Below are 14119 nucleotides of genomic sequence, written 5' to 3' on the forward strand. Positions count from 1 at the left end.
GTGTATCAGCATAAATTCTTTTATGGAAAAATGCATACCCCTGCATCTTTAGTTTACCCAACGGCCTTTGAGGCCGATGGGGGAAAACTAACAGCAAGTATCCATTTAACCGAAGACGTTATGTTCAAAAAACTATCAACTGCTATTTTTTTATTTATAGCCATTGCCGCTAAAGCAGATGAGGGGCAAAAAGTGGCCTCGAAAGTTCAAAAAGTTACCGTGTTTTTAAGCGGGGCACAGGTAAGCCGCATGGCGCAGGTAAATATAAGGGCAGGTACATCTACCCTGGTATTCAACAACCTATCTGCAGATATGGACGTGCAAAGCTTACAGGTAAGCGCAGGTGGTAATTTTACCATTCTTTCGGTTAAGCACGAGCTTGATTTTTTTAACGAAGAGTTGAAGCAAAAGCAAATTACCGATTTGCAGGCCCAGCAAAAACTTATCAGGGACAAAATATCCTTACAAAATGGCCTGTTGCCTATTTACCAGGAAGAGGCCGATATGCTATCAAAAAACCAGGTAGGCAGTGGGGAAAAAAATGGCCTTGATGTTGTAAAACTGAAGCAGGCACTCGATTTTCAAACAGCCCGCCTAACCGAGATCAAGCAAAAACAGCAAGCCGTGGCCGACCAGGTTGCGCTGTTAAACCTCGAACTTCAAAAATATGATAAGCAAATAGCCGAAATTGTTAAAGGCCGCCGCAGTACCACCAGTAATGTGCTGGTTACGGTATCGTCTAAAACCGATCTGCAGTCCACATTTACCATAAACTATGTGGTGCGTACCGCCGGCTGGTACCCGGTTTATGATATCAGGGCTAAAAATGTAAACAGCCCCATCAGTATCACCTATAAAGCCAATGTATCCCAGCAAAGCGGCGAGGAATGGAAAAATATTAAAATCACCCTGTCAACAGGCAACCCAACCGTAAGCGGCAGTAAACCCGAGCTTACCCCGGACTATTTAAATTTCGGAATGTATTATTCAGGAGCTGCCGGCAGCATCACCAAAGTTACGGGCAAAGTTGTTGCACAGGATGATGGGCAGCCCCTGCCCGGCGTATCCATCAGGATAAAAGGTACATCGATAGGTACGGTAAGCGATAAAGATGGCAATTACGATATCCAGGTACCTGGAGGTAACCCAACGATAACTTATAGCTACATTGGTTATGAAACGATGGAGCGGCAGGCTAACGCGGCGGTAATAAGTGTAGCGTTAAAACCGTCAAGTAATGCCTTAAACGAAGTTGTTGTTGTGGGATATGGAAGCACTTCCGACTCCCTTGAAGGTCGTGTTTCGGGAATAAGTGTTACACCCGGATCAAGTGATAAAATAAAGATCAGGGGAATCTCAAGTTTAGGCTACTCCACCACACCGATAGAAGTTAAAAAAATCGAAAACCAAACCAACGTGGAGTTTGCCATTGCCAACCCCTACACCGTGCCAACTGACGGCAAGCAATATATGGTAGAAATTGGCCAGTTTGATTTGGAAGCCAGCTACCAGTACTATGTAGCGCCTAAAATAAGCACCGATGTGTTTTTAACCGCCCAGCTTACCAACTGGAACAAATATAATTTCCTATCCGGTGAAGCTAGTTTATTTTTTGAGGGGACTTTCATCGGTAAATCACTAATCAATACCCAGGCCACAACAGATACATTGAATCTTTCCTTAGGGAACGATAAAAATATTGTAGTTACCCGCACCCTGCAAAAGGAACTGGCGGAGCGCCAGATTTTCGGCTCCAATAAAAAAGAAACCCGCAACTGGCTTATTGAAGCCAAAAACCGGAAAAGTCAGCCGGTTAATTTATTGGTAGAAGACCAGGTTCCCGTTTCGCAAAATTCCGACATACAGGTGAATGTGCAGGAAACATCGGGTGCAAAATTGGATGCGCACACCGGCAAACTTTCATGGAATTTCGTGTTAAATTCGCAGGATGATAAAAAGGTGCAGTTAAAGTACCAGGTTAAATACCCCAAAAATCAATCAGTAATAGTTCAATAATATAAATGCACCAACTGCTCACCAACATATCCGAACAGCTAACCCAGGTAATTGCCAGCCTGCACTATTTTTTGCCCGAAGCATACCTGGGTTTGCTGTTTGTGTTTGTGATGATAACCGACCTGCTGTTTGGTAAAACATCTGCCGGTTACTGCCGCATGGTAGCCGTTACAGGCATGTTATTGGTAGCATTTACCGATTTAAATCAATTCGGGCTGATATTGGATGGCCCGCACCTGCTATTCAGCCAAATGCTGCTGCTAAGTCGCAGCGGCCTGTGGTTTAAACTAACCATTGATGTGCTGGCTTTTATCCTGCTGTTGTATTTTACGTGGGACGAGAAGCTGAAAAGCCACCAAAAAGGCTTATCAGATTTATATACCATTACGATAGCCTCCATATTCGGCTTGCATTTAATGGTGATGGCTGTAAACCTGCTGTCTATTTACCTGGCTATCGAGATGGTTTCCATCGCATCGTACTTAATGGTAGCTTACCGGAGCGAGAATGCTTTCAGTACCGAGGCGGGCTTAAAATATGTATTGTTTGGGGCAGCATCGTCGGCCATTATGTTGTATGGTATTTCGTTGCTATATGCTTTTAGCGGTTCGCTGGATATTTTGCAGCACAATACCGTTATGGAACTTTTAAAGGTTAACCACCTTAGCTCTGCCTTTGCTATAGTGCTGGTGTTGGTAGGCATAGGTTTTAAATTATCATTTGTTCCCGTTCATTTCTGGGTGCCCGATGTGTACCAGGGAGCGCCAACGCCGGTTACTGCCTACTTGTCCACCTTACCTAAAATCGCTGCCTTTGCTTTATTGGTTAACTTTTTACCACCTTTTATACTGCTGGGGGCCAATACCGGGTTCAATTTGGTTATTGTGCTATCAGCAGCAGGTATTATCAGCATGATAGCAGGCAACTTTGCCGCGGTATTACAAGGCAATATTAAACGGATGCTGGCTTACTCCAGCATTGGCCATACCGGTTTCGCGCTGATGGCCGTGGTAGTGCTTAACCAGCAAGGGATCTCGGCTTTAACCTATTATCTGCTGGTTTACGCATTGGCCAATATTGGTGCATTGGTGCTGGCAACCTATTTTACCAATGTAATGGGTGCCGAGAACCTCGACGACTATAAAGGCCTTGGTTTGAAGTACCCTGTTGCCGGGGTTTGTTTTACCATAATACTGATATCGCTTACAGGCTTGCCGGTGAGTGCAGGCTTTACGGGTAAGGTGTTTGTGTTTTCGGCAGTGTATGGGCTTTACCAGCAAAGTCATAGTATTTGGCTATTGCTGATGATGGCTGCCGGGGCTTTGACAACCGTGGTAAGCTTGTTTTACTATATTAAAATTCCGCTTAATTTATTCCTTAAACGGTCAGAAAATCAGGATATTGAATATAAAAAATCTTACAATTCGCTCATTTTAGTTGTAATTATAAGTTTTCTGCTGATTTTGCTTGGGCTTTTTCCAGATTTTGTTTTAAAATATCTGTAAAACCATTTTTTTATTACCTATTTAATAAAAAATTAACATTATCTTCTTTTTATCGATAAAAAAGTATTAATTTCAGGCCGTTTTAACAATAAGCCTCCATATATTAATGAAGCGGTATATTCCTTTCTTAATTATACTTATAATACTCACACTTACTTTTTTATTTCCATCTGTCGAGTTTAAAAATTCCGGGAATCCTAATTTTAATACCGGGGATATTGCCTGGATGCTGATGTCAACCGCCCTTGTTTTAATCATGACGCCGGGCCTCGCCTTTTTTTACGGCGGTATGGTGAACAAAAAAAACGTGATATCTACCATGCTGCAAAGCATTGTGTGTATGGTTATTATCACGGTACTTTGGGGCATTTTTGGTTTTAGCCTTGCCTTTGGCGAAAGTTTTCATGGCTTTATAGGCAACCCAGCCACCTTTTTTATGATGAAAGGAATGCTGGGCAACGCCACCTGGAAAGCTGCACCAACCATCCCGTTGTTGTTGTTTGCCATGTACCAGTTAAAATTCGCCATAATTACCCCGGCGCTGATTACCGGTGCTTTTGCCGAGCGGATCCGCTTTAACTCCTACATTATTTTTTTGGTGCTGTTCTCCATATTCATATTCTCGCCACTGGCGCATTGTACCTGGCACCCCGATGGCATACTGGCCAAGCTGGGTGTGCTTGACTTTGCCGGTGGTACAGTAGTCCATATGTCGGCCGGATGGGCTGCACTGGCGTCTGCCCTGTATTTAAAACGCCGCAACGAGGCTAATCATTCGCCTGCCCGTATTACTTATGTAATGATAGGCACTGGGCTTTTATGGTTTGGCTGGTTTGGTTTTAATGCAGGTTCGGCCTTTGGCGCCAATGCTTTGGCAGTAACGGCTTTGGCCACCAGTACAACAGCATCGGCTGCGGGTGGTATTACCTGGATATTTTTTGATATGCTGCGTGGCCGCAAGCCATCGGCTATGGGTACCTGTATAGGCGCGGTAGTAGGCCTTGTGGCTATTACGCCGGCTGCGGGCTATGTAACTGTTCCGCATTCGCTGGCTATCGGCATTATATCGGCCGTGATCAGTAACCTGGTTGTGGAGTGGCGTACACGCACTACTATTGATGATACACTTGATGTATTCCCTTGCCATGGGGTAGGTGGTATGGTGGGTATGCTGCTAACCGGTGTTTTTGCCAACCAGCATGTAAACGCTGCAAACACTACCGGTAACGGCCTTTTCTTTGGTGAAACGCACCTCTTTTTGGTGCAACTTTTGGCACTGGTAGGTGTATCGGTGTTCGCGTTTTTCGGATCGTTGTTATTGCTTAAAATAACAGACATGATCTCTCCCCTCCGGGTATCGGCCGAGGATGAAGTAGTGGGACTGGATATCAGCCAGCACGGCGAAAAACTTTAATCTTGAATTTCAAACCAAATCAATAAACCTGAAAGTCCGGCTGAGAAGCCGGATTTTTTATTTAGAGGCGGCAAGGAGTCAGGAGTCAAGAATCAGGAGTGAAGACGCAGAGGCGATGATTGCCTCATAGTCATAAAAATATTATGTTATTAAACGTATTGACAATACACTTGTCTATAGGGTGTTGTCAATACGTGTTTTTGTCTTAACTCGTGATTCTTAGCTCTTGACCCTATTTTAAAAATATGTTTTCAGATAATCAATTAGGAATGTTTGCCCCAGCTCATCAAAATGTATTACCATTTGATGGCGAGGTTCACCTATACCCTAATTTTTATGAGGAGGAGGGTAGCCTTGATATTTTTGAACAGCTAAAACATTCCATCCTCTGGAAACAGGACAAAATGAAGATCTATGGTAAAATGGTCAACTTTGCGCGGCTTACATCCTGGTATGCCGATGGCGACCAGGAATACACTTACTCGGGCGTAGTGAATACACCTATTCCCTTTACGCCATTGTTAAGACAGATCAAGGAGGCAGCCGAGCAGCAATGCGGTAAGCAATTTAACTCGGCCCTGCTTAATTACTACCGCCATGGCGGCGACAGCATGGGCTGGCACAGCGATGATGAAAAGGAATTGGCCGACAATCCTGTTATAGCCTCGGCATCGTTTGGTGCAACCCGGACTTTTCAGTTTAAACACAAGCAACAAAAGAACGCCAAAGTTTCTATCGCCCTTAATAATGGCAGCCTGCTTATCATGCAGGGCGCTACACAGCATAACTGGCTGCACCAGGTACCCAAAACTACTAAGCAACCTGGGCCAAGGATCAATATAACCTTCCGGGATATTAAGTATTAGATGTGCAGATTTCAGATGTGCAGATGCTTGTCTGTCGTTTATTTTTCTGAACCGGAATTCATCGAATTAAGGAATTAACAGTATTCTAAAGGCAAATTCCAGAAATTCTAAAAATTCGTTTAATTCGAGTTCAGACAACATCTGAAATCTACATTGCTTTTCAATCATTGCAACACCGGGTATAAAATGATAACTTAGTTTATCTGAATCTACCTACATATGAAAAAAAATATCCTGTTAGCCCCGCTTTTGGCGCTGGCTTTCAATGTAAAGGCTCAAACTACTTTACCAACTGACAGCGGGACTTTCTTCCTGCATAAATTTGCGCAGCATATTGGTAAAGAAACTTATTGGGTAACTAAATACAAGGACGCCATTAAATATACCGTCGATTTTAAATTTGTCGACCGGGGTTCGCCGGTGCCGTTAAAGGCCAGTTTAAAAGTTGACCGGGACGGCTACCCGATCGAACTGGTTATAAAAGGGAAAACATCCAGGTTTTCTACAATTGATGATTCCGTAAGGGTGGTAGATCGCAATGGGGTGGTATTTCGGGTAGATGATAAAGTTACTGCTTATAAAATGCATAGCCTTATCAATTTCCCCGTGGCCGGTTACTCGCCAACATTGGTACAGCAGGCAATGCTGCAATATTGGAAAAAGAATAAGCAGCCGGCCAGTATAAGAACGCTGCCTTTTGGCTCGGTACAAATAAAAAAAGACGGAACAGATCAATTAACTTTTAACGGCAAGCCATTACTGCTTGAAAGGTATACTGTAAACGGCCTGGTTTGGGGCAATGAGTTGATATGGACGGATACCGATGGTAAGCTCATTTGCCTGATAACCAACGACGCCGAGGGCGACAAGCTGGAATCGATGCGTAGCGAATACGAAAGCCTGCTGCCCGAATTGATAAGCAAGGCAGCAGTTTATGGCATGCAGATCTTTGCCAAAGCGGCATCGCCTGCCGGGGCTGTTAATAAAGTGATAGCCATTACCGGTGGTAATTTGGTAGATGTAAATACCGGCACCAGCATGCCCGATGCCGTAATATTGATTGAGGATGGGCTGGTTAAAGCTACAGGTAAAGCAGGTGCAGTAAAAATACCTGCGGGCGCAAAAATTATCGACGCGAAAGGTAAAACCATTTTGCCAGGGCTTTGGGATATGCATTCGCATTTTGAGCAGGCAGAGTGGGGACCGGCCTATTTGGCCGCGGGCGTTACCACGGTTAGGGATTGCGGTAACGAGTTTGAATATATTAACGCTATAAAAAGTGCTATAGATGGCGGCAGGGGCGTTGGACCGAATATCCTGAAAGCAGGTATTATTGACGGCAAAGGGCCAATGTCGCTTGGTGTTATACAGGCAGATACTAAAGACGAAGCCATAAAAGCGGTTGACCGTTATAAAGAAAATGGATTTGCCCAGATAAAAATTTACAGTTCGGTAAAACCGGCGATAGTAAAAGCTATTTGCGATGAAGCCCATAAATTAGGCTTAACGGTAACCGGCCACATCCCCAACGGGATGACCCTGCAGCAAGGGGTAGACTCGGGCATGAACATGGTAAACCACGAGCAATATGTTTATGCCATTTTGAAGAGAAATAAAGACAGGTCAGTCGATTTTGACGATTCGGTAAGCGTAGCAGCTATAAAATTCATTAAAGACCATCATGTGGTGATAGACCCCACTTTGGGTGTTTTTGAGCTGGCTTTCAGGAATGTAAAGGATAGTATCATCAACCTGGAGCCCGCATTTGGCACACTGCCGCCGCCATTGCAAACCCTGTTTAAAAACATGGGGATGGAACCCGAACAGGCGGCTAAATACAAGCCGCTGACGCAAAGCATGGCTGCATCTGTTAAAAAATTGTATGACGCTGGTGTAACCATTGTGGCTGGTACCGATATGGGTTTTCCCGGTTTTAGCCTTGACAGGGAATTGGAATTATATGTATTGGCTGGACTGACCCCGGCACAGGCCCTAAAAACAGCTACGATTACACCAGCGCAGGCCATGGGTGTCGACAAACAAACCGGATCGGTAGAAGCAGGCAAACAGGCCGACATCATTATTGTAGATGGCGACCCGTTAACCAACATTAGTGATGTAAGGAAAGTAACCACCGTTATAAAAGGAGGAAGGGTTTACGACCCGGTGGTTTTACATAGGATGGTGGGGTTTTCAAGGTAGGGGTGCAGATATGCAGATTTTAGATTTCAGATGTGCAGATGTTGTCTGAACCTGGATGTCTGAATCAGAATTGACAGAATTTAGGAATTAGCAGAATGTTGTTTTATTTTGAAAATTCTAAAATTCTGCAAATTCTGATTGGGAAAAATAATGACAGACAAAGGTATTTTGCACATCAAAAAACAAACATTTTTTCTAAATTCACTTTGTGCAAAAAGAAGAACTTACAACATTATGGCGGCCGGTTGGGCCGAGGGAATTAAAGCTGATAGAAGAATCGGGATTTAAAAGGTTTCCGAAACGATTGGCCCAGCAGCCTATTTTTTACCCGGTGATGAATGAAGCTTACGCTATTCAGATAGCAAGGGATTGGAATGTGCCTGCATCTGGTTCGGGCTTTGTAACTAAGTTTAGTTTACCTGCCGCATTCCTGGCAAAATATAATGTTGAAAACGTTGGCGGCCCCATCCATAACGAATTATGGGTGCCGGCCGAAGAGCTGGAAGAATTTAACGATCACATTGTAGGGTTGATTGAGGCCACGCAATCATTTTACCCTGCTGAAAAAGAGTGATTCTGACGAATAATCAACCAAAAACATCTGCACATCTGTAATCTAAAATCTGCACATCAAAAAGGATGTTTAAACTACTATTTAATGACAAATGATTTTATAAAGAGTCCATTATAAATGATACCTTTGCAGCCTCATTCCGAATCATGAGCGATCAGATTAAACATGAATGCGGTGTGGCATTTATCCGCTTATTAAAGCCACTATCTTTTTATCAGAAAAAGTACGGAACTGCGCTGTACGGCCTGAACAAGCTTTACCTTTTAATGGAGAAACAACATAACCGCGGCCAGGATGGCGCCGGTGTTGCTACCATTAAATTAGATATTGCACCGGGCAAGCGGTACATCAGTCGTCACCGTTCAATGGCCTCAAACGCCGTTGCTGATATTTTTGAATACATCCAGAAGAAATTCGCGGAGATTCAGAAAGAAACTCCCGAAAAAATGTTGGATGCCGATTGGCTCAAAGAACATGTGAGCTTTACCGGCGAGGTTTTATTAGGGCACCTGCGTTATGGTACCCATGGTAAAAACTCTATTGAAAGTTGCCATCCGTTCCTGCGCCAAAACAACTGGCAAACCAGGAATCTGGTTATTGCAGGTAACTTCAACATGACCAATGTTGATGAGCTTTTGCAGCAACTTTATGACCTGGGTCAGCACCCGAAGGAACAAGCCGATACCATTACAGTGCTCGAAAAAATGGGCCACTTTATTGATACCGAAAATCAGGGCTTGTTTGATCAATACAAACGCGAAGGATTAGACGATAACGTGGAGATCAGCAAGCTGATAGCCAACGATATGGATGTTGCCAAAATTTTAACAAAATCGGCCAAAAACTGGGATGGTGGTTATACCATTGCCGGTATACTGGGTCATGGCGACGCCTTTGTAATGCGCGACCCTGTTGGTATCCGCCCGGCGTTTTATTACTATAACGATGAGATAGTTGTGGCTGCATCAGAGCGCCCTGCTATCCAGACAGCATTTAACGTGCCTATGGAAGAGATCAGGGAGATAAAGCCTGGTCATGCGCTTATTGTTAAAAAGAACGGTAAAATAACCGAGACTATGTTTAGCGAGCCTAAAGAAAAGAAATCCTGCTCATTCGAGCGTATTTACTTTTCACGTGGCAGCGATGCATCTATCTATCGTGAGCGTAAACAATTAGGCAGGCTGCTTTGCCCGCAAATATTGGATGCCGTTAATCACGATATTAAAAATACCGTATTCTCATACATTCCCAATACTGCCGAAGTTGCTTTTTATGGCATGGTTGAGGGTGTACACAAATATGTAAAAAAATACCAGCGCGATAGGTTACTGAACAGGGAAGATAAGATAAGTGAAGAGGAACTGACCGAGGTATTGCAATTAGCCCCAAGGGTTGAAAAAATTGCCATTAAAGATGTTAAGCTGCGTACCTTCATTACCCAGGATGCCGACCGTAGCGAAATGGTTGCCCACGTTTATGATACCACCTATGGTTTGATAAAAAGGGGAACTGATACACTGGTTGTACTTGATGATTCCATTGTACGCGGCACAACACTTAAGCAAAGTATCCTGAAGATATTGGATAGGCTTGGGCCAACCAAAGTTGTAGTGGTATCGTCGGCCCCGCAAATCCGCTACCCGGATTGTTACGGCATAGATATGTCGCGCATGGGCGAGTTTGTTGCTTTTGAGGCAGCTATCAGCCTGTTAAAAGAAATGGATCGGGAAGATGTAATTTTGGATGTTTACCAGAAATGTAAGGACAGCATTAAACTGCCTAAAGAGAAGGTACAAAACCATGTAAAAGCTATATACGAGTTATTTACCGATCAGCAGGTATCTGACCGTATAGCCCAGATCATCACCCCTAAAGAGATCAAATGCGAGGTGAAAGTGCTTTATCAAACTTTAGATAACCTGCACATTGCCTGCCCTGATCATACCGGCGATTGGTACTTCAGTGGCGATTACCCAACCCCAGGTGGTAACAAGGTTGTTAACCGCGCCTTTGTTAACTGGATGGAAGGTAAAAACCAAAGGGCTTATATGTAAGCGAAGCCCCCCAGCCCCCTGAAGGGGGAGTGTAAATATATAGAGGCGATGAGTTTATACTTGTCGCCTTTTTTGTTGAGGGATATTTTTAACAGGCTTATAATTGATGTCATCGTGAGCAGTTAAATCTGCGGACTTTAAAGGGTTACATGATGTAAAATACCTCCTGTCATGCTGAGTGGTAAAATTTCGCGAAATTCTGAAGGGAGAATGACAATCAAAAATAAACGACTGTCATCCTGAGGTACGAAGGATCTATTCACGAACGTTGTTGGCGGTTACGCATGGCGTACAATAGATCCTTCGCTATCGCTCAGGATGACAGAAAATGAAACTTGTCATGGGTAGGAACGAAGCATCTATTCGCGAACATTTCTGTCGGTTATTCATGGCGGTGAATAGATTCTTCGTTCCTCGCAATGACGTGAATGTAAAGACAAATACCAATGATTGCGGTCTATGCAGCTCCCGGTGCCGAAAACACAAAGTGCGTAACCAGTTTATCGATGAGTACCAACGACGCGATGATCAGCGCTATACCCGCAACCTCGTTGAGGCGGTGAATAAGTTTAACGGAAATTTTGTCGCGCAGCTTATCGGCATAAAAGGCTTTAAGTGTATCCATGCCAAACTGTAGGATAAGAATGGTAAGAAACATTACCGCTATGTGGAATGATCTGTGAGGCGTTCCAACCAGGAACGTAGTACTGGCGGCACCGATAACCACTGTCCAATGGAACAGTAGGGTAGGGTTAAAAATGCACATCAGGAAACCTTTCAGGAAATAGCCAAACCTATCGGCACTGGTAGGTACTTTGTTATCGTAATTGATCTCGGCTTTTTTGAAAAAGTAATAAAGTCCTAAAGCGAACAATATTGCTGCGCCGATAATGCCGGCTATGAGCTTAGTGTGGTCAGATACATCGATGTATTGTGAACCAAACAGTAAGGCGCCCACAAAAAAAACATCACTGCTTACAACGCCGAGTGCAAGAGCAACACCTGCATGGAAACCTTTTTCGATGCTGGTTTTAATGAGAGCAAAAAAGACCGGGCCAGTTAAAAACGTCAACACTAATCCAAACCCAATTCCCGAAATAATGGCTTTTATCATTAAGTTAGGCTTTGTTCATTTTTGAACAATGCGAATATGCAATTTTATCTCATAAACAACGAAACTTAAAATTGTGATTTATTTTAATTTAAAATAGTATGACCAGTTTTACAAAAAATCAATTATGTTTAACGATTCAAAATCTATTCTGTATAACCTAATTTAAAAATGGAACAAAACAATGCTAAAAGTTACAGTTCGGCACTTTACACGCTGATAACTGTATTTTTCTTTTGGGGCTTTTTAGCCGCCTCCAACGGTGTATTCATACCTTTTTGTAAAGAACACTTTCATCTAACCCAGTTTGAATCACAGTTGATTGATTTTACCTTTTATGGCGGTTATTTTATAGGTTCATTAATCCTGTATTTTGCTTCATCTATCAGCAAGGTTGATATCATGAATAAAATGGGTTATAAAAATGGCATTATTTTAGGATTGGTTGTATCAGCAGTTGGCGCTTTGGGAATGGTCCCTGCAATAGCATCAGGTTCATTCGGTTTAATATTAACCGTATTTTTTATTATCGCAGTTGGATTTTCGTTACAGCAAACCGCGGCTAACCCGTTTGTGGTTGCTTTAGGCCCGCCCGAAACCGGATCAAACCGTTTAAACTTTGCGGGTAGCATAAACAACATTGGTGGTTTATTAGGCCCCGTAGTGGTAGGTATTATTTTGTTCGGATCGGCTGCAGCTAAAATCGAGGCGAAAGACGTGCAAATTTCTTCAGTGAATAATCTATACTACATGCTTGCCGGTTTATTTATAGCGGTTGCCATATTTTTCTGGTTTTCCAATTTGCCAAAAGTTACCAGCGACGAGAAGATTGAACCAAGTCCTAAGGCCAATACTCCGCTTTTAATTATGTTTTTGGCATTTTGTTTAATCTTAGCTGCCGACCCCATCAGCAAAGCTATCCATATTCCGAGCCAGTATTTTGTATATGCATCATTAGCTATAATTGTATTAACACTGGTAGGAACCATTTTTGCCGCCAAGCAAAGCAAAGAGGGTTGGGGCGCTATGCAATACCCGCAATTGATTTTAGGTATGCTGGCTATATTTACTTATGTAGGTACCGAGGTTACTATTCAAAGCAACATGGGATCGTTATTAAAAACGCCTGAGTTTGGCTCGTTCAAAGAATCGGATATAGCGCCTTATATTTCATTGTATTGGGGGAGTTTGATGATCGGTCGTTTTGCCGGTGCTATAGGCGCGTTTAACCTATCCAAAACGGTTAAATATGTGTTAACCATTCTGATACCTTTTATAGCGTTTGGTATAGTATTATTGGTTAATGCTGCCACCGGCGTAAACGTAAGTAACCTTTATGGTTATGCAGCATGCGTAGCAATCCTTATTGTTGCGTTCTTTATTGGTCAGCAAAAACCTACCCGTACATTATCGGTATTGGGTTTATTAGGTGTAGCATTTATGCTGGTTGGTTTATTTACTACCGGTAAAGTTGCTACATTCTCATTCATCAGCGGTGGCTTATGCTGCTCCATCATGTGGCCGTCTATATTCTCTTTGGCTATTACCGGTTTAGGCAAATACACCAGCCAGGGATCTGCATTCCTGATCATGATGATTTTGGGAGGCTCTATTATCCCTCCGCTGCAGGGAAAAGTTGCTGATGGTGCCGGTAATGTTATTCCAGGCATGAGTGGCATTCACTTCTCCTATATTGTACCGGTGTTAGGCTTTGCATACCTTGCTTATTTTGCCTGGAAAGTAAGCCGCGAGTTGCGTAGCCAGGGCATCGACCTTGACCATGTTGAAGTTGCAGCAGGCCACTAATTTTTAATACTGTCATAAGTCATTGGGTCATTAAGTCATTTTCACTGATTTAATGACCCAATGGCGTTAATGACCAAACGATTTAACTATGAAACCAAGTTTCGATTCGATATTCATGAACCTGGCAACCGACCTGGCTAAACGTTCGCACTGCGTTAAAGCCCACGTAGGTGCTGTTTTAACCCGCGATACCCGTATTATATCCATCGGTTATAACGGCCCGCCTGCGGGCACGCACAACTGCGACGAGGAGTGGCCCGGCCAGGGCTGCGCACGCGATTCAAAAGGAAGTTGTTCATTAGCGTTGCATGCCGAAGAAAACGCGATTTTATACGCCGTAAAAAGCGGCGCAAAGCTGGAGGGGGCAACGCTTTACACTACGCTTTCGCCTTGTATTGCCTGTGCGCGTCTCATTTATTCGGCAGGCATTACCAAAGTTTATTTTGATAAATCATACGCTGAGTACAAAGGCATTGGCAGCGACGAAGGAGTTGATTTTTTGAACCGTTTTGGCGTGCCAACAGTAAGGTTTACAGAAGATTAGAATGCCCGGCCTTTTTTTGGCCGGGGA

The 14119-nt window shown here is 43.4% G+C and carries 10 protein-coding genes; 9 read left to right on the forward strand and 1 reads right to left on the reverse strand.

From position 1 onward, the window contains the following. From FSB76_RS20335 to FSB76_RS20365, 7 genes are all read left to right on the forward strand, one after another. The gene (locus FSB76_RS20335) at positions 1-2016 is read left to right on the forward strand and encodes a DUF4139 domain-containing protein (protein ID WP_147056558.1); all 2016 of its coding nucleotides are present in this window, start codon (positions 1-3) and stop codon (positions 2014-2016) included. 5 nt (positions 2017-2021) lie between these two features. Next, positions 2022-3521, forward strand: a complete 1500-nt coding sequence (locus FSB76_RS20340) for an NADH-quinone oxidoreductase subunit N (protein ID WP_147056560.1) — start codon at positions 2022-2024, stop codon at positions 3519-3521. A 106-nt stretch (positions 3522-3627) separates the two neighbouring features. Beyond that, a complete protein-coding gene (locus FSB76_RS20345) occupies positions 3628-4935 on the forward strand; it encodes an ammonium transporter (protein ID WP_147056562.1) in 1308 nt (435 codons plus the stop codon). 245 nt (positions 4936-5180) lie between these two features. Further along, the gene (locus FSB76_RS20350; RefSeq protein WP_225976258.1) at positions 5181-5801 is read left to right on the forward strand and encodes an alpha-ketoglutarate-dependent dioxygenase AlkB family protein; all 621 of its coding nucleotides are present in this window, start codon (positions 5181-5183) and stop codon (positions 5799-5801) included. A 219-nt stretch (positions 5802-6020) separates the two neighbouring features. Next, positions 6021-8003, forward strand: coding sequence for an amidohydrolase family protein (locus tag FSB76_RS20355; protein WP_147056564.1), 1983 nt, complete (start codon positions 6021-6023; stop codon positions 8001-8003). Between the two features lie 208 nt (positions 8004-8211). Beyond that, a complete protein-coding gene (locus tag FSB76_RS20360; RefSeq protein ID WP_147056565.1) occupies positions 8212-8577 on the forward strand; it encodes a hypothetical protein in 366 nt (121 codons plus the stop codon). A gap of 146 nt (positions 8578-8723) precedes the next feature. Continuing rightward, on the forward strand, positions 8724-10631 hold the full coding sequence (locus FSB76_RS20365) for an amidophosphoribosyltransferase (RefSeq protein ID WP_147056567.1): 1908 nt from the start codon (positions 8724-8726) through the stop codon (positions 10629-10631). A gap of 457 nt (positions 10632-11088) precedes the next feature. Here FSB76_RS20365 and FSB76_RS20370 read toward each other — a convergent pair whose 3' ends face one another. Next, positions 11089-11745, reverse strand: coding sequence for a LysE family translocator (locus FSB76_RS20370; protein ID WP_147056569.1), 657 nt, complete (start codon positions 11743-11745; stop codon positions 11089-11091). Positions 11746-11913: 168 nt separating this feature from the next. Here FSB76_RS20370 and FSB76_RS20375 point away from each other — a divergent pair, with 168 nt between their 5' ends. Together FSB76_RS20375 and FSB76_RS20380 are read left to right on the forward strand one after the other, a co-directional pair. Continuing rightward, entirely contained in the window at positions 11914-13548 is a 1635-nt protein-coding gene (locus FSB76_RS20375) for an MFS transporter (protein ID WP_147056571.1), read from the forward strand. A gap of 88 nt (positions 13549-13636) precedes the next feature. After that, positions 13637-14092, forward strand: coding sequence for a deoxycytidylate deaminase (locus FSB76_RS20380; RefSeq protein WP_147056573.1), 456 nt, complete (start codon positions 13637-13639; stop codon positions 14090-14092). Positions 14093-14119 lie beyond the last annotated feature (27 nt).

The organism is Mucilaginibacter ginsenosidivorax (assembly GCF_007971525.1).
Classification (GTDB): domain Bacteria; phylum Bacteroidota; class Bacteroidia; order Sphingobacteriales; family Sphingobacteriaceae; genus Mucilaginibacter; species Mucilaginibacter ginsenosidivorax.

Coding starts and splice junctions, on each gene's coding strand:
- FSB76_RS20340 (WP_147056560.1), top strand. CDS start 2,022: ATGCACCAACTGCTCACCAACATATCCGAACAGCTAACCCAGGTAATT.
- FSB76_RS20345 (WP_147056562.1), top strand. CDS start 3,628: ATGAAGCGGTATATTCCTTTCTTAATTATACTTATAATACTCACACTT.
- FSB76_RS20350 (WP_225976258.1), top strand. CDS start 5,181: ATGTTTTCAGATAATCAATTAGGAATGTTTGCCCCAGCTCATCAAAAT.
- FSB76_RS20355 (WP_147056564.1), top strand. CDS start 6,021: ATGAAAAAAAATATCCTGTTAGCCCCGCTTTTGGCGCTGGCTTTCAAT.
- FSB76_RS20365 (WP_147056567.1), top strand. CDS start 8,724: ATGAGCGATCAGATTAAACATGAATGCGGTGTGGCATTTATCCGCTTA.
- FSB76_RS20370 (WP_147056569.1), bottom strand. CDS start 11,745: ATGATAAAAGCCATTATTTCGGGAATTGGGTTTGGATTAGTGTTGACG.
- FSB76_RS20375 (WP_147056571.1), top strand. CDS start 11,914: ATGGAACAAAACAATGCTAAAAGTTACAGTTCGGCACTTTACACGCTG.
- FSB76_RS20380 (WP_147056573.1), top strand. CDS start 13,637: ATGAAACCAAGTTTCGATTCGATATTCATGAACCTGGCAACCGACCTG.